The sequence below is a fragment of the bacterium genome (assembly GCA_040755755.1).
Lineage (GTDB): Bacteria > SZUA-182 > SZUA-182 > DTGQ01 > DTGQ01 > DTGQ01.
Window position 1 is genome coordinate 35,681 of the sequence record JBFLZW010000055.1, and the last position, 19,796, is coordinate 55,476.

17 protein-coding genes, 1 tRNA gene and 1 other RNA gene are annotated in these 19,796 nt (G+C 46.9%); 4 read left to right on the plus strand and 15 right to left on the minus strand.

Annotated elements, in window-relative coordinates; genetic code table 11:
• Nucleotides 1–297: 297 nt before the first annotated feature.
• The 8 genes from AB1611_16750 to AB1611_16785 all read right to left on the minus strand — a co-directional run bounded on the left by AB1611_16750 (nucleotide 298) and on the right by AB1611_16785 (nucleotide 11,300).
• Nucleotides 298–3,954 carry a carboxypeptidase regulatory-like domain-containing protein gene (locus tag AB1611_16750; protein ID MEW6381238.1) on the minus strand — a complete coding sequence of 1,219 codons (3,657 nt, stop codon included), beginning with the start codon at nucleotides 3,952–3,954 and terminating at the stop codon, nucleotides 298–300.
• Between the two features lie 287 nt (nucleotides 3,955–4,241).
• Nucleotides 4,242–4,629, minus strand: an RNA gene (gene rnpB / locus AB1611_16755) — RNase P RNA component class A.
• Between the two features lie 30 nt (nucleotides 4,630–4,659).
• Nucleotides 4,660–5,388 (minus strand): C4-type zinc ribbon domain-containing protein, encoded by a 729-nt coding sequence (locus tag AB1611_16760; protein MEW6381239.1) that lies wholly within the window; start codon nucleotides 5,386–5,388, stop codon nucleotides 4,660–4,662.
• Between the two features lie 225 nt (nucleotides 5,389–5,613).
• Nucleotides 5,614–5,686 (minus strand) — tRNA-Ile (locus AB1611_16765).
• Nucleotides 5,687–5,711: 25 nt separating this feature from the next.
• Nucleotides 5,712–7,466, minus strand: coding sequence for an RNA polymerase sigma factor RpoD (gene rpoD, locus AB1611_16770; protein ID MEW6381240.1), 1,755 nt, complete (start codon nucleotides 7,464–7,466; stop codon nucleotides 5,712–5,714).
• Between the two features lie 96 nt (nucleotides 7,467–7,562).
• Nucleotides 7,563–9,422 carry a DNA primase gene (gene dnaG, locus AB1611_16775; GenBank protein ID MEW6381241.1) on the minus strand — a complete coding sequence of 620 codons (1,860 nt, stop codon included), beginning with the start codon at nucleotides 9,420–9,422 and terminating at the stop codon, nucleotides 7,563–7,565.
• A gap of 535 nt (nucleotides 9,423–9,957) precedes the next feature.
• Nucleotides 9,958–10,143: a 30S ribosomal protein S21 gene (gene rpsU / locus AB1611_16780; protein ID MEW6381242.1), complete on the minus strand. Its 186-nt coding sequence runs from the start codon at nucleotides 10,141–10,143 to the stop codon at nucleotides 9,958–9,960.
• Between the two features lie 329 nt (nucleotides 10,144–10,472).
• Nucleotides 10,473–11,300 carry a tRNA1(Val) (adenine(37)-N6)-methyltransferase gene (locus tag AB1611_16785; protein ID MEW6381243.1) on the minus strand — a complete coding sequence of 276 codons (828 nt, stop codon included), beginning with the start codon at nucleotides 11,298–11,300 and terminating at the stop codon, nucleotides 10,473–10,475.
• Between the two features lie 108 nt (nucleotides 11,301–11,408).
• Between AB1611_16785 and AB1611_16790 the strand changes: the two genes are divergently transcribed.
• Together AB1611_16790 and AB1611_16795 are read left to right on the plus strand one after the other, a co-directional pair.
• The gene (locus AB1611_16790; protein ID MEW6381244.1) at nucleotides 11,409–11,858 is read left to right on the plus strand and encodes a DUF3842 family protein; all 450 of its coding nucleotides are present in this window, start codon (nucleotides 11,409–11,411) and stop codon (nucleotides 11,856–11,858) included.
• Nucleotides 11,851–12,045 carry a CooT family nickel-binding protein gene (locus AB1611_16795; GenBank protein ID MEW6381245.1) on the plus strand — a complete coding sequence of 65 codons (195 nt, stop codon included), beginning with the start codon at nucleotides 11,851–11,853 and terminating at the stop codon, nucleotides 12,043–12,045. The genes AB1611_16790 and AB1611_16795 overlap by 8 nt, the downstream gene beginning before the upstream one ends.
• A 63-nt stretch (nucleotides 12,046–12,108) precedes the next feature.
• Here AB1611_16795 and otsB read toward each other — a convergent pair whose 3' ends face one another.
• From otsB to cmk, 5 genes are all read right to left on the minus strand, one after another.
• Nucleotides 12,109–12,897 carry a trehalose-phosphatase gene (gene otsB / locus AB1611_16800; protein MEW6381246.1) on the minus strand — a complete coding sequence of 263 codons (789 nt, stop codon included), beginning with the start codon at nucleotides 12,895–12,897 and terminating at the stop codon, nucleotides 12,109–12,111.
• Between the two features lie 148 nt (nucleotides 12,898–13,045).
• Nucleotides 13,046–13,636 carry an SPOR domain-containing protein gene (locus tag AB1611_16805; protein MEW6381247.1) on the minus strand — a complete coding sequence of 197 codons (591 nt, stop codon included), beginning with the start codon at nucleotides 13,634–13,636 and terminating at the stop codon, nucleotides 13,046–13,048.
• Between the two features lie 2 nt (nucleotides 13,637–13,638).
• Nucleotides 13,639–15,297: an arginine--tRNA ligase gene (argS, locus tag AB1611_16810; protein MEW6381248.1), complete on the minus strand. Its 1,659-nt coding sequence runs from the start codon at nucleotides 15,295–15,297 to the stop codon at nucleotides 13,639–13,641.
• 134 nt (nucleotides 15,298–15,431) lie between these two features.
• Entirely contained in the window at nucleotides 15,432–17,339 is a 1,908-nt protein-coding gene (locus AB1611_16815; protein ID MEW6381249.1) for a 30S ribosomal protein S1, read from the minus strand.
• Nucleotides 17,340–17,468: 129 nt separating this feature from the next.
• Nucleotides 17,469–18,176, minus strand: a complete 708-nt coding sequence (cmk, locus tag AB1611_16820; GenBank protein MEW6381250.1) for a (d)CMP kinase — start codon at nucleotides 18,174–18,176, stop codon at nucleotides 17,469–17,471.
• Between the two features lie 405 nt (nucleotides 18,177–18,581).
• Here cmk and AB1611_16825 point away from each other — a divergent pair, with 405 nt between their 5' ends.
• Entirely contained in the window at nucleotides 18,582–18,782 is a 201-nt protein-coding gene (locus AB1611_16825) for a PIN domain-containing protein (protein ID MEW6381251.1), read from the plus strand.
• Complete coding sequence (locus AB1611_16830) at nucleotides 18,776–18,976, plus strand: hypothetical protein (GenBank protein ID MEW6381252.1); 201 nt, start codon at nucleotides 18,776–18,778, stop codon at nucleotides 18,974–18,976. The genes AB1611_16825 and AB1611_16830 overlap by 7 nt, the downstream gene beginning before the upstream one ends.
• A gap of 2 nt (nucleotides 18,977–18,978) precedes the next feature.
• Here the strand turns inward: AB1611_16830 and AB1611_16835 are convergent, their stop codons facing one another.
• Both AB1611_16835 and AB1611_16840 read right to left on the minus strand, forming a co-directional pair.
• A complete protein-coding gene (locus tag AB1611_16835) occupies nucleotides 18,979–19,410 on the minus strand; it encodes a HEPN domain-containing protein (protein MEW6381253.1) in 432 nt (143 codons plus the stop codon).
• Complete coding sequence (locus AB1611_16840) at nucleotides 19,397–19,747, minus strand: nucleotidyltransferase domain-containing protein (GenBank protein ID MEW6381254.1); 351 nt, start codon at nucleotides 19,745–19,747, stop codon at nucleotides 19,397–19,399. Before AB1611_16840 ends, AB1611_16835 begins: the two co-directional genes overlap by 14 nt.
• Between the last annotated feature and the right edge of the window lie 49 nt (nucleotides 19,748–19,796).

The window sequence follows — 19,796 nt, forward strand, 5'->3', positions numbered from 1 at the left end:
TCCCCTCCTGATATCTCAGGGAAATATAAATTTTCCCGGTAAACTCATAGGGCTCAGCACTCTCCCTCCCTGGAGTTTGTCTTTCCACACGGCAGACCCCAGGTGATACCTGATATTAGTTGAATTATTAATTCCCTGCCATATGAATTTTGTTTCATATCCTTTCAGTCTGCTTTTAATTAACCGAATACAATCAAGCCGATAAAGAGCTAAGAAAGCAGTTACATAGGTATGCAACCAATTGCATACTCTACGGAAAAACATTGCTTATCATCCTCTATCTATCTCCATTCCTTTTTACGGCAGCCATGATAGATAGGGTTCTTTCATATCGACAATATATGCTTTGGTGGGATAGATTTGAAATCTATTTCCACCACACCTTCCCCAGAACAGCGTTGAGTTTAACCATTTTCCGGTCCTGAAGTCATAGCTCCTGATATCATACACCTTACCTGAAAGGTCCTTCAGCATGTGATAGGAATCATAGTTGGCTGTATCTGAAGCAATATTGCCGACAATGTTCTTGCCTCTTTGCAGATTAATCGCCAGTCTGTCCGATCCGGAAAATGCTGCCGCCCCTTGATAGTTGATTTTCTTCCCCGCCCTGGAATACAGGACATATCCTTCACCATTTGTAATCAGAAAGCTGGAAAGCTGATTCTCCCACTCCCCTTTTTCTGAATTATACCGAAGGATGTTGATAATACTCGGATCACCCGGTGGAGACCATTCAGTCAGAAGAGTATTGACCGTGTAAAGAGCAGGCCAGAGCGGGACCCTGGTCGGGAAGCTGAATAGATTGAGACCTTCTGATATATCCAGAGTGGTTTTCTCCATTTGCATTCCTGGATCCGCTTTCGGTAATGTCAAGTCAACTCCGGTCTTCCCCGCTTGAGTTAAAGTCAGATCGTACTCTTTGGGAAGATAATTGTTGTTGTATTCCCAGGCTAAAACCCGATAATTGCCGGGAGGTAAATCTTTAATTGTATACTTGCCGCTCGAATCGGTAGCAGTAGTATAATATTCAGCGACAAAAGACCATGCATTGTTCCCGGCAGGCTGGTAAAGGTAAATGAATATGTCGGATAAGGGGCTGCCATTCTCGCCGCTTATTTTACCCTCAATTTTAGCCCCCTCCATGTCCAGGGAAATATCTTTCCGCAATGAAGAGGAAGGAGTTGTATAATTGATAGTTATCGACTCGGCATCTGCCCTGTTAAAAGCATACGTCGTGGTATTTGAGGTGTAAAACCTTGGGACGTAAACTCTCTCAGGATCAAATGCCCTGATTTTGTAACTCCCCTCCGCCAGGCCGGTAAAACTGTATCGCCCGTTCGGATCGGTTATCACATTTTGCACGGCCTGGTAATTTTCAGAAGAATAAAGGTAAACCCATCCTCCGCGGACAATTTCTTTTCCTGCCCCCCTGGTTATAATTCCGTTGATAATTCCAAGCTGGCCATTCAGCTTGAAATCATAAGATGCGCTTGAGGTTGATAAAGGAAGAGTAATCCGGGCAGCTTTATCAGGGGTAAAGGCATTATTACTCGGATTATAAAATTCTGGCGGGTAGAGATGAGTCATTTCGTCAGTTGCCTTTAAAATATAGGTTCCCGTGGCTAACCCTTTCAAACAGTACATTCCGTTACTGTTAGTCAGAGCATAAATCCCACTGTCAAGCAACTCCCCGGAACTTCCTTCCACCTGGTAGGCTTGTATCTTAATGTATGGCAGAGGTGTCGATTCTGAGCCCTCTGCTGATACCTTCCCGCAAATGGTTTCACCGGGCTCATCCCACGTGAAATTTATTTGAATGGGATTAGCTGCCTGGTCTATTGTCACTATACTCGCTTCTTTATAAGAAGAGACGCCCTTGGGGGCATTTTCCTTATAATATTTTTTTAACATTTCCGGTGGCATTCTGGTATCGGTGACACTGATCTTATACTCTCCTTGAGGAATACCGGTAATTTTATATTCCAGAGTATTCGGATCGATCAACTCGGTAGTTGTATACATTAATTTGCCTGTCTTGGCGTCCGCCAGATCGACATGGATGTTATTCTTCAGGTTACTCCGCAGCTCCGTGGGAATACCGATGATCCGGCCTTGGATTATTCCTCCCTTTCTTAAGGAAAAATCATACGATGCCAGCACTTGACCAGGAGAGGTAATGACTATGTTGGGGTCAGCGTTATTCAGATCATAACTATCCTTATAAAAAACAGCAATATAATTCACACCGGGGACAGGCCCGGCAAAAAGGACATATTGACCTGCCGGGAGTCCGGTGATCTCATAAGTCCCATCCTCACCGCTTACGCCAATCCCGCTGGGGGCTGTGGCTACCGGGTAATTCACTAATGGACTGCTGGTTCCAACCCGAAGGGCCTGGACAGAAATCCGGGGTATCGGCTCATGGGATGCTGCATCCCGAATACAGCCGGTTATTCTTGCCCCGATTTCCAGCTCAAAATCAACGTGGGTCTCGTTCAGCTTCTGATCCGTTAACTGAATGGCAGTTGCCTGCGCGAAACTGGTCTTGCCTTGATAATATTGCCACAGATATTTACCACCAACCTCATCGACCGCCTGTATCTTGTAATCAATTGGAGGCAGTCCGACCAGCTTATATCTGCCATTAGGGTCAGTTTGGGCAAGAGGCTGGACGACTTTCATTTCATCACGGGCATCAATTGCTTTGATGACAATGCCATTAAGAGGCTTGCCCGCCTTATCCTTGACCGATCCCTCGATTGTTCCCGCCCGGCGGAAACGAAGGTCATAAACTGAGCCCTGGGTAATATTCCGTAAGACTATTTTGTCAGCATCGCTGACAAAATAATGGTTTTGGTAGACCGTGGGAGCATATTCGCCTCTTTGGTCGACTCCCAGCAAGATGCACTCGCCCCCGGAGCCTTTTGGTAATCCTCCCACAGAATAATTGGGGTCCAGACCACCGATGAAGTACTGAGGGGTATTCTTAAAGTAAGCAAAATCAAGTGTCCCACCGCTCTGATAATAACTGAGCCGGGTCATGAGCTCATCATAGGATCCGCTGTTGGGATCATAAAAGCACCAGCCCAGGGGGGTACTTGAAGCAGCATCCAGCAGATAGACTCTCGCTCCATGCTTTATCGGCTTTCCATCCGGGTCAAGCAGCGCCCCCTGAATGGAGTACCCCTCATTGAGAACGAAATTTTTGCCGGTAACATCAGAATTTTTTATTTCAATGAGATCAGCATCTGCCAGCAGATCAGTGCCTGTGCCCTCTTTGTAAAATTTTCGGATATATCCTTTGGGAGCACCATCCGCCAAAAGAAAATACTTGCCAGGAGAAAGGCCATAAATCGTATAGTTGACACCACTCACTCCACCAGTGCCGGTGCTTTTCCCATACCGGGCTACCGGAGTTCCATTCTCATTATAAACCTTTACCGTCACCCCTTCGATATACGTATTGCCTGATCCGGCCTTTTTTATGCTTCCTTCAATTTTATACCCTGTCTCAAGAGAAATAATCTTGGTTCCATAGGTTGCACTGCCGGTTGTATCAACGAAACTCTCGTCGGCAATAGCCTCTTCAGCAGTGCGGTGTCGGTTATAGAATTGGCTTTGGTAGTTTGCTTCTTTTATCTGGTAGGGACTTTGAATGCTGGAGCGTCCCACAAGGGGTTCAACCTTGATCAAATATTTCTTGCCCCTGGGAAGTTTGACACTTACGGGAGCGCCATTCGGAGGATTTAAGCTGCTCTTGGTATTGCATAAAGTCAAGCCGGCAAGAGGCCCAATCGTACGGCTGCTCTCGAGATACTCATAAATCTCAACCCAGACCAGGATGTCCCTGCTTGTTTCAGGTCCACTGAAATCAATAGTTAAAGAATAATCATCAGCCCATGCACAGCTCTCGTTACCAGCCAGCCAGCATCCTAGCAGGAATGCAGCGAACAAGGATAATATTATGACTGGGGCAAGTTTTTTCTGCATGCCGTTTCCTCCCCTCGTGGTGAAAGCCTAACTTTGAAAAAATTATTTCATCAATAGTCGTCTTTACTCAAAAGTATAAAAACCTGGCAGATCAAGATGCAATATTCATACCAAAGGCTTTACAATATTCATTGAAAGTGACCATTCCCCCTGAAATTTTTTAGTACTCTTGACAATGACAGGTGTTCTGACAATATGTTGACGATTTGAGTTATGAAAACATTACGCTTTTATCAAAAATTTCCCCCTTCAATCACAGCAGATCTGTAAGCCGAATTCTGTCCCTCAACCGAGCGTTGAGGGGATGATCATTAATCTCAAGATGCCTGTCACCAGGCACCTTATGCGACCTACCCGAAAGCGCTGAGAGGGCTGCTCAGATATGCTTTCCTATTTGGTCTTGCTCCAGGTGGGGTTTACCGTACCTTCAAAGTCACCTTTGAAGTGGTGAGCTCTTACCTCCCCATTTCACCCTTATCCTGTTCAGCCTCTGGCTCAACAAGACGGTATATTTTCTGTGGCACTTTCCTTGGGGTCACCCCCACTTCGCGTTACGAAGCACCCTGCCCCGGGAGTTCGGACTTTCCTCTGGGTTTCAAAAAATATGCTGAAACAGCCAGCGATCATCCAATCTACTGCAATTGAAGGGAAATATCACTTGTAGATCTCTTAGCTGACAGCCTCCGGTTCTTTCTCTTCTTGATAATAGAGGATACGGTGGCAATGAGGACAAAAATAAATCTGAACGTTCTGTTTGACTTCCTGAAAGAGCTGCGGCATGAGACTCATAAAGCATCCCTGACAGGAGCCATCCCTGACAGAAACTACTGCCAGCCCATTCCTGCTTTTCCTGACCTTATCGTATTGCTTCAACAACTCACCGGAAATTTCCTTCCGTAATGCTTCCTTTCGGGACTCAAAGGCGTGCTTTTGCTCTTGAAGCAGCGCCATCTCCTGCTCTTTCTCTCTTCGCTGCTCGATATACCGCTTCTGACTTTTTTCCATCTCAAGACTTATTTCCCTGATGCACTGCGCTGCGGATTCGCTGTCTTCGATCATCTGCAGGATTTCCTCTTCCAAATGAGAGATATCCTGCTTGCCATTTTCGATTTCGTGTAGCAGCGCCTGATATTCACGGTTTGTCTTGACCGAAAGAAGCTGATCCTTCAATTTTGCCAGGACGCTCTCCTTTGATTCCAGGTCTCTTTCCTTCTTTCTTCTGTTTTTCTCGATGCCATCGGCAGCCTGTACTTTGGCCTCGTAGATACGCTTCTGATCGTCATTTTCCTTTTGCAGATCGTTAATTTGCAAAGGGATCTCGGCCTCTCTCTTTTCCAGTCTTTGAATTTGCAGGTCAACCCCCTGCAAATCAATGAGTAGCCCTAACTGTTTGTCCAATATCTGCTCCTCATTCTCCTTAACAAATTGATATTATACCATAAAAATTTTACCAAATCAAATTTCCAGTCTTTTAATTCTCATCCCCTGGATCAATTGACCGGCAGCTTTACCCAAAAAAAAAGTGCACAGTTCCTTGTGCACTTTTTTTCACCGTTGTTGGATACTTCTCATGATATTCACAATATTCAGAACCTGTCAGATTTCCCAATAAAAAATTTCACGTGGGCCCACCTGGGTTCGAACCAGGGACCTACCGGTTATGAGCCGGTGGCTCTACCAGCTGAGCTATGGGCCCGCCAAAATCCAGGTATTACAAGATATCAGGTATAGAAGCTCTTGAGCACCTTACTTCTGCTCGGATGTCTCAACTTTCTGAGTGCCTTGGCTTCAATCTGCCGAATTCTCTCCCGGGTAACATCAAAATCCTGCCCTACCTCTTCCAGAGTATGCTCGCATGACTCACCAATTCCAAATCGCTTTCTTAAGACTTTTTCTTCCCGGTAATTCAAAGTTTCCAGTATCCGGTTGGTCTGCTCGCTCAAATCAATACTGATAACTGCATCCAGGGGGGATTCGGCCTTTTTATCCTCAATAAAATCACCAAGGTGACTGTCCTCTTCCTCACCGATAGGAGTCTCCAGAGATATCGGCTCCTGCGCTATTTTTAAAACTTTCCGAACCTTATCAACTTCCAGATCCATTCTCTCGGCAATTTCTTCAGGAGTCGGCTCTCTGCCCACTTCCTGAACCAGAGACCGCGAGGTTCTGATCAGCTTGTTAATCGTTTCGATCATATGGACCGGAATCCTGATGGTTCTGGCCTGATCTGCAATTGCCCTGGTGATCGATTGGCGGATCCACCAGGTTGCATAGGTACTGAACTTATACCCCCGCTTGTACTCGAACTTATCCACCGCCTTCATGAGACCAATATTGCCCTCTTGAATCAGGTCTAAAAACTGTAACCCTCGATTGGTATATTTCTTGGCAATACTGACCACCAGTCTCAAGTTTGCCTCAACCAATTCTCGTTTGGCCTTTTCCGCTTCCCCTTCTCCTTCCTTGACCTCTCTGACGATCTGGCGCAGTTCCTCGGCACTCAGCCCGGCCTCCTGCTCCGCACGCTTGACTTTCCGGTAGGTATTACTCAAACCTCTTTCATAGTGAACAAGGTCCTCTTCAGAAAGAGAGGAAGAAATGTCCGCAAGCAGTCTGCTGCGCTGTTTTATTGCCTTGCGCAATTCCAGATAACTGATGCCGATTTCCTTTTCAACCAGATGCATTTCTTTGACTGCATTGTCAATCTGATCGAGGAATACCCTGATCTTTTCAACTATCTTATTGATCTGCCGGGAATCCAGGGGAATCATTCTTATTAATTTGACAATCTGGGCTTGTTTTTTTTGAACGAGCTTACTGATCATTTTTTTCTGGATACTGTCTATATCCCTCTTGCCTGCTTCCAGTTGAAGGGCATGTGTTTCCATCTCCAGTTTCTCAATCGCCTCGACCATCTTGATAAAGTTACCCGCCGCTTCCGCCTCAGCATCCTCAAAGTGCAAGCTTTCTTCACTGTCAATCGACTGGATGTCCCGGGGAATGTTTTTCCCTTCCACCATCCGGTTCTTGAGATCGATGATCTCCCGATAGGCGACAGGAGTCCTGGTAATGGCTTTCAGCATCCTCTGCTTTCCCTGCTCTATCCTTTTGGCAATCCGGACCTCGTCCTCCCGCGTTAAAAGAGGCACGGTTCCCATCTCCCGGAGATACAGCCGGACCGGATCATCCGTTCTGCCTACATACGAACCGGCAACCTCCTCATCCAATTCCGTAAGCCCCAGATCGCCGATCTTCTCTTCAGGTTCAAGCTTTTCCTCGGAATACTTGTTCTTTTCCGTATCATCGATAATATTAATGTCCATCTCATTGAACATGATAAATATATCATCAATTTCTCCCGACGATACAACATCATCGGGCAGAAAATCATTCACCTCTTCATACGTCAGGTAACCCTTTTCCTTGCCAATGGAAATCAGTTGTTTCACCTGATCCACCTTTACTTCGTTAGACATTTTCTCTCCTTTCTTCTAGCCCATTATATAATCATCTACATAAAAATGGCAAGAAAAATAGTTTATATCCCGTTGAAAATATTTTATAATGAGCGATCATCCTATGATAATCTTTTTCTTGATTTCTGAATATTCTTTCAATAACATATTGATTTTCGGATCATTCTGTGGCTTTGCCTGTATCTCATCGTGCAAAGACTGCAATTTTCTTACCAATTCACGGCTTTTTATCTTGGCCACACAATCATGAAATATTTTATTAATGTCTTCATGCTGAGCTTCCTCAAAAAGGAAGCCGGATACTGCTCCTTTTAACTTTTCGTCTTTGAGAGATAATATCAGTTCTTCCGGACTGAGCTTCCCTCGCTCCCGCCAGAGAGAAAAAACCGCCTGAGCGATGTCTTTCATTGATTCCGATTGAAAATCATGATCACTAATAGATTGCGCAACAACATCCTCCATTGATACATTTCCCCGGCAGATGAGGCCCATCAGCATTCGCTCCGCCACCTGAATTGCATCAAGGACAGAGGGGTTTCCCCGACTGCCCGGATCCGTTGCAGGAAAAGGTGCCTCTTTTCTCCCGCTCCTGAACGGCACAGGTGTTTTATCGCCTCTGAAAGACATCTGCTGTGCTTGCCGGATATTTCGCTGCAATCCCTCAAAAAGCGTCTCCTCATGAATGTCGAGACGTTTTGCAATCTGTTTTACATATTCCATTCGAACCAACGGGTCAAAAACTTTGGATAAAATTACTAAAATCTCTTTGGTGGCCTTTATTTTTCCCTCAACAGTTGAAATGCCGCTCCGTTGGATGGATTGATTAATCAGAAATTCGATAGCCGGACTACTCTGGTCAATCCTTGCTCCAAGCTCCTGCGGGCCATATTGCCGGATAAAGCTGTCCGGGTCATGGCCGGAAGGAAGCGTAACCACCCGGACATCGATATTATGCTGCTGAAAAATTTCGAGCCCGCGTAACATGGCTGATATTCCCGCCTGATCGGCATCGTATAAAAAAACGACCTTATCCGTATATCGTTTCAGCAGCTTTACCTGTCCCTGGGTCAGCGCTGTCCCCAGAGTGGCCACAGTATTTTTGAAGCCCCCCTGATACAGGGAGAGGAAATCCAGATACCCCTCAACCACAATAGCCAGGCCACATTTTCTCATGAACTGTTTAGCCTGGAAAAGTCCATATAAACTGTTACTTTTGCTATAAACTGACGTCTCGGACGAATTCAGATATTTTGGCCCGAAGGCTCCCTCATCAATCTTTCGCCCCCCGAAGGCTATAATTTTTCCATCATGGCTGTAGATGGGAAACGTTATCCGGCCCCGAAACCGGTCGTATCCTTCTTTCCCTTCCTGACGAATGGATACCAGTCCCGCTTCAATCGCCTGACCTGCTGAAATATTCTTCTTCTGTAAGTAAGAAATAAGGTCTTTCCCCGAATCTTTACTATAACCCAGGCAGAACTCCTCTATCGTCTGCGAAGTTACCTGCCGGGAAGCCAGATATTTCCGGGCAGTCCTTCCCACCGGTGAGCTTATGAGCAGTTCATGATAATACCGGGCAGCAAGTTCATTAACCTGGAGAATCAGCCCTTTTTCTTTATTTTCCCTGTCATTAACAATAAGACCGCTTATTTCAGGAAGCGTTATGCCCTGTCGTTGTGCGAGATATTCAACCGCCTCGATAAATGAGCAGTTTTCAAATTTCATTAAAAATGATAGAATATTCCCTCCAGCACCGCAACCAAAACAGTAAAAAAGCTGCTTCGCCGGGCTGACAGTAAAAGAAGGGGTTTTTTCCTGGTGGAAGGGGCACAGGCCGGTGAACTCTTTCCCTGCTTTGGAAAGGGGCACAAATTCTGAAATAACTTCTATAATATCAATGCCCTGGATTACCCGATATACCGTTTCCTGGGATAGATGCTTCAAGTAATACCTCATGAAAAGCTCATAGTTGTTACCGGGGAAAATATTCTGATAATTTATTTTTGGTGTAACATTCTGATCCTTAATGAGGATCTTTTATGCGCTCATTATCGGCAATACCAGCTTCTGTTTCCCTAAAATCACGTTCAGGTATATCCCGGGATAGACACAGGGGGAGAGCTTAGCAGGCAGGTAAGAATCTTCTCCTCAATAGAGCAAGTCCCAATCTTGCTCTCTCAAGATGGTCAGTCCACAAAGCTTTATCAGAGTCCGGAGCAGGTTGTCAGGAGTACAGCTTGAAATTCCTTTCCGTTAAGCTTTATTTGCCCTCATCATTCTCGATTCTCTTCTTCCTAGATTCTCTTCTTCATAAATCAAGAAACAAGATAACTACCGGGTAGATCTCAGCACACTACCTGTTTTCCTTCAGACTAACCGAGGTTATATAGTAATACAGGAAATAATAATCGCCGGCGGCATTTGAAAAAAAAAGATTCGGGATGGTATTGCATCCCGAATCACCCGTGTCTAAATTTCCGCCCTGCGAGAATCATATTCTCTTCTTTTGCGCTTTCTTTCGCGCAGCAATAGCTTTTCTTTTCCTTCTGGCGCTCGGCTTCTCGTAATGCTCTCTCCGCCGAAACTCAGTTAAGACTCCAGACTTTTCACATTGCTTCTTGAACCTGCGCAAAGCACTTTCAAAGGATTCGTCTTCCCTTATCTTTACAACTGGCAATCATTTTCCCTCCCTCCGGAACAGTATATTTATATCTCTCGTTCAAGTTATATACACTCGTCTAAAATAGATAGTATAGCTACGGTAACAGGAAATGTCAAGTATAATTTTGAACTTCAGAGCCAGTGTCTGAAGTATAGTATAGCGCCATTGGTGGGAAAAAAGCAAATAATTATTTTGCAGGGAGGTGTGTTAAAGCGTATTACGTGTTGAGATAGCATTGGTACCTTTGAGTATAACGTTACCAAATTAGTAACGTTATCAGATTGTTAACGTTACTAAACAGCAAACGTTACTGATATGCGCCGCAAGGATAACTCAAAAATTAATCAATTTCTTAAACACTCCAGCTTCTCCTGAAAATCACGGTATATATTCTCGATTTCCTCAGAAGGGATGCCCTTCTCCCGGTAGAGAACGAGGGGAGGAAGAATCCGCAACCCGACCTGGCGGTTTTTATATGCCTCGATTAAGAAGTGCCGAGATTCTGCCCAAGAGTAGGGATAGAGTAATTGCAGGGTTTTTGGCTCAAGACGATGCTTCTTGAGAAGAGGTAACAATTCGGCCAGCCTGAAGGAGGGCAGAACAAAATAGGCACGTCCCCCATTCTTCAGTAAAATACCGGCTACGGAAATGAAGGACTCAAGGGAAGCGAAAACTTCATGCCGTGCCCCGGCCCGGCAGGGGTTGGGATTGATCCGCCCCGAATGTGCAGGGCGGTAGGGAGGATTGGAGATGACCGCATTCAGGGAACCTGGCTGTAATAGCCGGGGGAGGTTGTGCAGGTCCTCATGCAAAACTTTCATCCGGCGAGATACTCCGTTGATAATGCTGTTTCGCAGGGCCTGGTCTGCTAAATGATCCTGAATCTCGACAGCACAAAACATCGATTCAGGATAAAGCTTAGTCAGCAGCAGGGTGATAATGCCGTTTCCGGCACCGAGATCTATAGCCTGCTCATGCCTTTTAATTCTGGCAAAATGAGCCAGCAAAACCGAATCCACAGAGAAGCGGTAACCGGAACGGCCTTGAATAATGGATATTTTCTGGCCAAATAATGTGTCTACGGTTTCATCTTTCATCACCAGAGCATTCTGGGGCAGGTCCATCGATGGTTCCTTATGGTAACATATTCCAGGTACAAGATATTGTACCATTCCTGATTCGTGATGAAAACCCTCTCATCAGCTTGACAAGAAAGTAGTTTATTTATATTATCTTGGAGAAGCGAAGCTTGGAACCTTATCAAGGAGAGGGAAGAACTCTTGGTACTTGCAGTTATCGACGGGCATGGCGGTGGTATTGGGAGCTATATTATCAAGCGGCTGCGAGAAGAGGATGAGTTAAATAACCTTGAGGTCATCGCCCTGGGGACCAATTCTCTGGCCACTTCGGCCATGATGAAAGCCCGTGCAAACCGCGGAGCTTCCGGAGAAAATGCCATTGTGTTTGTTGTGCAGCAGGTCAATATCATTACCGGATCATTTACCATTGTCATGGCCAATTCAATGCTGGGAGAACTAACCCCCAAAATGGCCGAAGCCATTGCCAGCAGCAACGCTTTAAAGCTCCTGCTGCCTCTGCCGGTAGAGAAAGTCTCCATGATCGGTTATCAATACGAGCCTCTGCCTCACCTCACTGATAAACTGGTACAGAAAATTAAAGAACTGGTAGCCACCGAAGGCAAGAAGGAGATAAGAGAAAGCCGTGTGTGAAGCAAACGCCTATATCGATCACGAAGGGAAAGAAGAACTTTATATGGAATCGGTGGATGTCATTAAGCCGGAAGCGGAAAACAAGCTTTTGATCATGAACATTTTCGGTGATCAGAAAATTTTACAGGGAAGAATTAAAAGGATATCTCTGCTTAATCATAAGATTCTGCTGGAAAGAATTAAATAGCGAAAAAAACGGATCACCCTCCATGAATCCCCTTTTGGTCTGTGGTGTCCTCCTTTTGTATTTTCAATAAAAACTCTCCAGGAGAAGCAAAAAATCCACCACTTCACTATGCCCGCTGAGACAATACCCGGCAGAGGTCGTATTCTTTCGTCCGACCAGTATCCCGATCCCTTTTCCCCTGATGGCCCGAAAGGCATCCTCATCCGCATTGTCAGCGCCCAAATAAATGGTCAGCGGGTGCGCCTTCCGGGAGGATACCAGGTTTTCAAACATCTTAACAACCCTTCCCTTGTCCCAATTGACAACCGGAAGAATCTCCAGACCATCTTTCCCTTCCACAAGGCGGAGCGTCCCTGAGCTCAAAAAGGGCTGAATAACCGCACCGATTCTCTCTCTCACCACTTCTTTCTGATTGTTGTCCGCCTGTTGATAGCCAAGGGAGAGAGAAAATCCATTGTCTTCGACTGAAATTTCGCCAAGGTCGCAGAACCGCTCCTGCAGGGATGCCTTCATGGATTGAAGCTCAGCAGCACACTGGGCACAGGCCGGATGGATAAATTCCATTTCCGGCCCCCGAATCTCCAATCCGGAATTTCCCGAATAGTACATGCCATTGATCCTGACCAGATTTTGAAGGCTGCTTAATTTAAGGCTGCTGATGATACCGGTAGTCACACTTGACTTGGATCGGAGAGAAATGAGAAGCTCACGAAGATTATAATCCAGATTCGGGGGAGATGGTGGAGCGGGAACCAGAATACCTTCATAATTCATCAAAAGAAGCACCGGCCTGCTTCGTAATTCTTTTTTAATCCTCGGCCATTCCGCAATCGGATCTTTTATACTGTACATCAAGCCCTCGGACTTTCCTGCCGTGCAATTCAATTCCTGACATTTCATTGATATTGTTTATTGGTTGATTGGTTTGTTTGTTCGTTTGTTTGTTTGTTTCAATCCTCACCTGCCCGTCAGAGAGGGCAGGAGCCCCATGGTTGATTACTTATTGCGTTGCAGCGATAACAAAACCATGAAACCCGGCTTTCTCACTCAGGCTTTGAAGCTGCCGTTCAGCTTCCAGACGATCAGAAAATCCGCCGATCCTGATCCGATACCAGGAGGTGTTTCTATCCTCGGAATCCCCGGTGGTCAGATATGCTGAATATCCTCTGGCCCGTAACGACTGCATTATCTTTTCCGCTTCGTTTCGCATCCTGAGAGCTGCAACCTGAATAGTATACCTGCCGCCGCTTTGAGAGGCTTGCGCAATACCAGGGGATAAATGGATTTTGCGAGCTCGTCCCATATCCATCTTGATATCCGGCAGGGTGTGAAAGAAGGTAAACTGATCCTGGCTGTTTGCCGCCTTGACCTGGGATTCCAGTTCCTTGACACTATCCTGAATGGCAAGCTTTTCTCTCAGGTGAATCATCGTCCCCAGGATAGCGAAAAGGATAAGCAGCAGGCCAGCCAGCCAAACCGTTCGACCGGCGGTAAAAGTTGTGCGGGCGGCCAAAGATTGACGGCCACCAGGTCGTCCCCTGGCAGGATTTTCCTGCTTCTGAATGAATTCACCTTGAGTTTGCATGCTCATGACTACATCGCCGTTGGTGTTGAAATACCCAGCAACTTCAGCCCATCGGCAATGACAATCCGGATTGCCGAAACAAGGACGATGCGGGCAGATGAGAGACGGGAATCTTCCGAGATTACCCGATAAAGATTATAGTATTTATGGAACAGGGTAGCAAGCTCAATCAGATAGAAAGTAAGCCGGTGAGGCTCAAGCGCTTCGGCGGCTTCGGTCAGGACCTGTGGATAGAGGGAGAGCTTCTGAATCAGTTGAATCTCTTCCGCATTCTGAAGCAGGGACAGGTCCGGCTCAGGAAGGAGAAGTCCTCTTTTTTCAATTTCCCGGAAAATGCTGCATACCCTCGCATGGGCATACTGGGTGTAGTAGACCGGGTTCTCACTGGATTGCTTTTTGGCCAGATCAAGGTCGAAATCAAGATGGGTATCAAACCTTCGCAGGAGAAAGAAAAACCTGGCCGCATCTACCCCGACCTCCTCAATGACCTCCGAGAGTGTGGTAAAGGTGGCCTTGCGGGTAGACATGTTAACCGGCGTCTCTCCCCGCATCAGCCTGACCAGTTGGACCAAGAGGATCGATACTCTCTCCTCCGGTACCGAGAATGCCCTGGCAACAGCCCGAATACGGTTGACATACCCGTGGTGGTCCGCACCCCAGATATCAATCAGCCGGGCATATTTCCTTTGAAACTTGTTCCGGTGGTAGGCGATGTCAGAAGCATAGTAGGTCGGCTCACCAGAGGAGCGGATCACTACCCGGTCCTTTTCATCCCCCACGCTTGAGGTCTTCATCCAGAGCGCGCCATCCTGCTCGTAAACCCATCCCTTGTTCCGGAGATACTTTATGGCTTTTTCCACTGACCCGGTATCATACAGGCTCCTCTCACTGAACCACTGATCGAACTGGACGCGGGAAAGGACCAGGTCATCCTGAATCTGCCGCAGGATTATATCAGCGGCGATCCTGGTCAGGAGGGGAACAGCCTCCTTCTCGGGCATCGACAATAAGCTGTCTCCCTTCTCCCTGATAAGATCGCGGGCGATATCCCGGATGTACTCACCCTGATAGCCATCAGCGAGAAAAGGAACATCTTTTCCCATCTCCTGATAGTAGCGCAGCAGAACCGATTTCCCAAGAATTTCCATCTGCCTTCCGGCATCATTAATGTAATACTCTCTGGTTACCCGGTAGCCGACCTTTTCAAGTATCCGGGCCAGAGTGTCCCCGACTACTGCGCACCGGCCATGCCCCACGTGCAGAGGGCCGGTTGGGTTGGCACTGACAAATTCAATATTTACCTTCCGTCCCCTTCCGACTGCCGGTGAGCAAAACTCTTTCGGCTTGGCCTGAATCTGCCGCAGGATTTGATGCCAGAACTGCGGTTTCAGGAAAAGATTAATGAACCCGCTTCCGGCAATCTCAACCTTGTCCACAACCTTTGGCCAGGCCGGGATGTTCTGGATAATGATTTCGGCCAGCTTGCGGGGTGGCATTTTAGCTGCCGGAGCAAGCAGAAAGGCAATATTGGTCGTCAGGTCACCGAATTTTTTCTCTTTCGGGATTTCAAAATAGATTTTTGGCCAGGAGATCTCCTGGGGAATCAATCCTTTTTCGACTGAAGATTTAAGGCCATTTACGATGCTTTTGGATAAAATTTTTTTCATTGCTGAACAGTGAACAAAAGGGCACCCTTTTTACCAGGGTGCCCTTAGTATGGAATATCGAATTGAATGATGGGTTATCTTCACCCACTCGTGCAGGAAAGCCTGCTGGCTGATAGAGATAACCTCGGGTTATCTTACGAGGATAAAGACTCTTCCTCTTTCTCCTCCCGGCCAGGAGAGGAAGCCGGAGCATCATTTCCTGATGATCCGCCGGTGGCATGAGCATTCTGGTTTTTCTGCCGCTTCCGATACTCTTCCAGCTCAGCACTGTGGGCTGATTCCTCATATCCCCTGATGCTGAGGCCGATCTTTCTGGCTTCGATATCGGTCCGGATAATTTTAACCACGATCTCATCGCCTACAGACAGAACCTGCTTGGGATTGCTGATCGATTCATCTCCCATCTCACTCACGTGGATGAAGCCATCGACGCCTCCTTCCAGTTCAGCCACTGCACCCGTATCGGTCAGCCGCAAAACCTTGCAGGGAACGATGCTGCCTACCGGATATTTTTCCTCCACTTTGGACCAGGGATCGGGCTGCAACTGTTTGATGCCGAGCGAAAGCCGCTCATTCTGGGTATCGATGCTCAAAATCACGGCATCAATCTTCTCTCCCTTTTTCAGAACCTCGGAAGGATGCTTGACCCGCTGGGTCCAGGAAATATCGGAGATATGGACCAGGCCATCGACCCCTTCCTCAAGCTCAATGAAGGCACCAAAATCAGTTATATTCCGGACCCGTCCGGTAATTTTCGATCCGACCTGGTACTTGCTTTCGATGATCAGCCAGGGATTGGGTTCGGTCTGCTTCATGCCCAGGGAGATTCGCTTATTCTCCTTGTCAACATCCAGAACGATCACCTCGACGATTTCACCGATAGCTACCACGCGGGAAGGATGCCGGATTTTCCGGGTCCAGGACATTTCGGAAACATGGATCAGACCCTCGACTCCTTCTTCCAGCTCGACAAAAGCACCGTAATCGGTCAGGCTGACAACTTTTCCGCGCACGCGGCTGCCGATAACGTACTTTTCATCCACCCTCTCCCACGGATCAGGGGTTTTTTGCTTCAGGCCGAGAGAGATTCGCTCATTGGCCTGATCAAATTTCAAAACCATGACCTCCACTTCATCACCGACCACGAATAATTCCGAAGGATGGCGGACCCTCCCCCAGGACATGTCGGTCACGTGCAGCAGGCCATCGATGCCGCCCAGGTCAATAAAAGCTCCGTATTCAGTGATATTTTTGACAATTCCTTTGACCAGCTTGCCTTCCTCGATGGTTTCCAGGGCAACTTTTCTCTTTTTGTCCCGCTCCTCTTCCAGGAGGGATCTGCGGGATAAGACGATATTGCCGCGCTTTTTATTTAATTTGATGATTTTCATCTTCAGGACTTTACCGATCAGACCATCGAGATCCCTGATCGGCTTGATGTCGATCTGCGAGCCGGGTAAAAATCCGAGAATCCCGATATCGACCGTCAATCCGCCCTTAATCCGTTTGATGACTCTTCCCTCGATTGTCTCTCCATTTTCATAGATCTTCATCAGGTCATCCCAGATCTTGATCTTATCGGCCTTCTCTTTGGACAAGACAATCAAATCATCACTATCTTCCATAGTTTCAAGGAAGACATCCACCACATCACCGACTTTGACGTTCAGCTCTCCGGCAGGAGTCCGGAATTCCCGCAGCGCAATGGTCCCTTCGGACTTATACCCGATATCAACCAGGACTTCCTCGTCCATGATCCGAAGTATCGTCCCTTTGACCACCTCGCCCTCTTCGATATGCCGGAGACTCTCGGTATACAACCGCTCAAGCTCCTCTTCCCCCATGGATTCTTCCTCATCGAGGTCATCCTTATAGGTATCTTCGAGCTCGGACACCATTTTCCCCTGGCCTGCGGCGGAAGAGGAGCGTTTCTCTTCCTTTGAGCTTGTCAGCGTTTGCTGTGGATTGTGGCTGCTTTTCTTTTCCAAAATCGCATCCTCCTCGGACAGGAGAATGTCTTTTGGATCGTTGTTAATGGTCATTAGTCATTAAACCCCCTAAAAAGTATAATGAATCAGAATATCGCTACTCTGATTGTGCGCTTTTATAAGCGTACAGATAAGTATATCACACTTTTGCTTCATTCACAAGCAAATAATCTCATGAGGTAATCAGATACCAATTTTCCGGGCCATGATGTCTCCAACCTCTTCAATGCTCCGGTGAGTGGAATCGATTACAATCGCATCCTCAGTCTTAACCAGTGGAGCGAGCTGCCGACTCCGGTCGTTCCGGTCGCGCTCGGCTAAATCCGCCATGACTTCCGGGAAGCTCACCTCCATGCCCCTTGACCGCAACTCTTCAAACCGCCGCCGGGCACGCTCCTCCAGGCTGGCGTCCAGGAAAAATTTCTTATCCGCATCGGGAAAGACAAAGCTTCCGATGTCCCGGCCATCCATAACCACAGCCCCCTGCCGACCGATTTGCCGCTGAATCTCAACCATGGCCAGTCTTACCCCGGGGAGAGCCGAAATCCTTGAAGCCATCATGCCAACCTGCTGGGTCCGGATCAGGGAAGTGACATCCTCGGCGTTCCAAAATACCCGCAGGTTCAAGCAGCAGTCACTCCCTTTGCACTCCTCGCCAGACACATTGTGCAGGGAAATGCTGTTGTGATGGAGAAGATCGGTTAATGATGCCTCGTCATCATCGGCAATGCCTGCCTGAATTGCCTTCAAGGCCAGCGCCCGGTACATGGCCCCGGTGTCGATGTAGGTGTAATTATACCGCCTGGCCAGTAACTTTCCCACGGTGCTTTTACCGGCAGCCGAAGGGCCGTCAATGGCAATGATTAATCCTTTTTTTCCTGCCTGCTCCAATGCCTGCCCTTACCTGTTGTCTGAATATGACTCTCGATCCGAAGGTGGTGTGTTTTGATAAAGGTTTATTTTAACAGGCCCATTGGTCGATTGTCAACTGGTTTTCCAGGCCACCCGGATATTCCCCATCCTGGATGGGAGCCCCCCTATTCTCCTCCCCCCCTTGAGGGGCAACAGTATTAAGTTAAGAGATCGTAGAGTTCATACCCAGAGCCCAGGGGAGCGTTTTTCTCCCTCTCCCCTCTGGGGAGAGGGTTGGGGTGAGGGGCGTTAGTGGTAGGGGAGTTCTTTCGTACTTTGGTGCAGACTTTTCAATGTGCATTTTGACTACAGGATAAGATATAATAGATATTGTGAACCGTCTTATATGAGGATATGTGATACCGTATTCTCCTCAATGATCAAATAGAAAATCGGGCGAGAGAATTAAGCAGATCGGGCATAAGGCCATTGGATGCATTACATTTAGCCTCAGCAGAAGAGGCAGAAGCAGATTATTTTTGTACTTGTGATGACAAATTTCTCAATAGGACGAAGACTATCCAGGGCATTAAGACAAGGGTAGTTTCACCTGTTGAATTGATAGAGGAGATCGAGAAATGGTAACAGGAACAGTACCATTGTCTGAAATAACGAGAGAGGCGATCAGGGTGTTGTGTAAGGAAATAGGACTAGTGAATACTGTTCGTTTTATAAACCAATTTACAACTGGCTATGGCAACTACACCGAAGAGAGGGAGCAACTGTTTGCAGATATGACCCTGGATGATATTGTATCTGAAATAAAAAGAAGGCGGTAATTTTATGAAAGATGCACCTTATTCAACACGAATTCTTCAATTTTACTTGCGGCTTCAAGAGCCTCTTGAGCATCTTCCTGGCAGATACTCTCAAAGGGCAGATCACCTGGATAGCGAGCTTCGGTAATGTACTCATTGAATAGCCCGCACTCTTCCCTGAGATTTTGGAATTCCGGTTCAAAATCCATACAAAAGGCCAACAGCTCTTCCAGGTCGTGAGTTTTCTTAAGCTCCCATCCGTTCCATATTAAAAATGCTTTCAAGTACTTCTCTGCACTCCCCCGACACAGAAAGCAGACTGTATGGCAGGGTGCAAAATCCTCTTTCATCCCTGAGCGTGCAAGAGCGAGATTTTCCCGGGCAAATTTCAGCCAGGAATCGACCAGTTTTATCTCTTCCTCACTCCTGGCCATAGGCAGCCTACTCTTTCTCATAGACTACCTTACCATCCTTAAAGATGTGATAAAGATAAAATGGGTTTTTCGCCCGGAAATTCCATTCAACTTCTTCAGGCTTTCGCACGATTATATCAATCGGGAACCGCCTTCCCCAGAGCAGAGCATCTACTTTCCGTCTCATGATCCGGCTGGATTCTTGACTTTTTTTGATGATGAATAAATCAAGGTCACTCTCCCGGTTAAAATCACCTCTGGCATATGAGCCAAAGAGGATGATTTTCTCCGGCTGAATCTCCCGGACAATTTTTTGGACAATGTAGTCTATTAATTCGGGAGTTATCTTTTCTATATTTAATTTTTGGTCTATGGACATTTCTCTTTACCGCCCCCTACAATCCCCGTAATTATAAGCACTTGAGAGG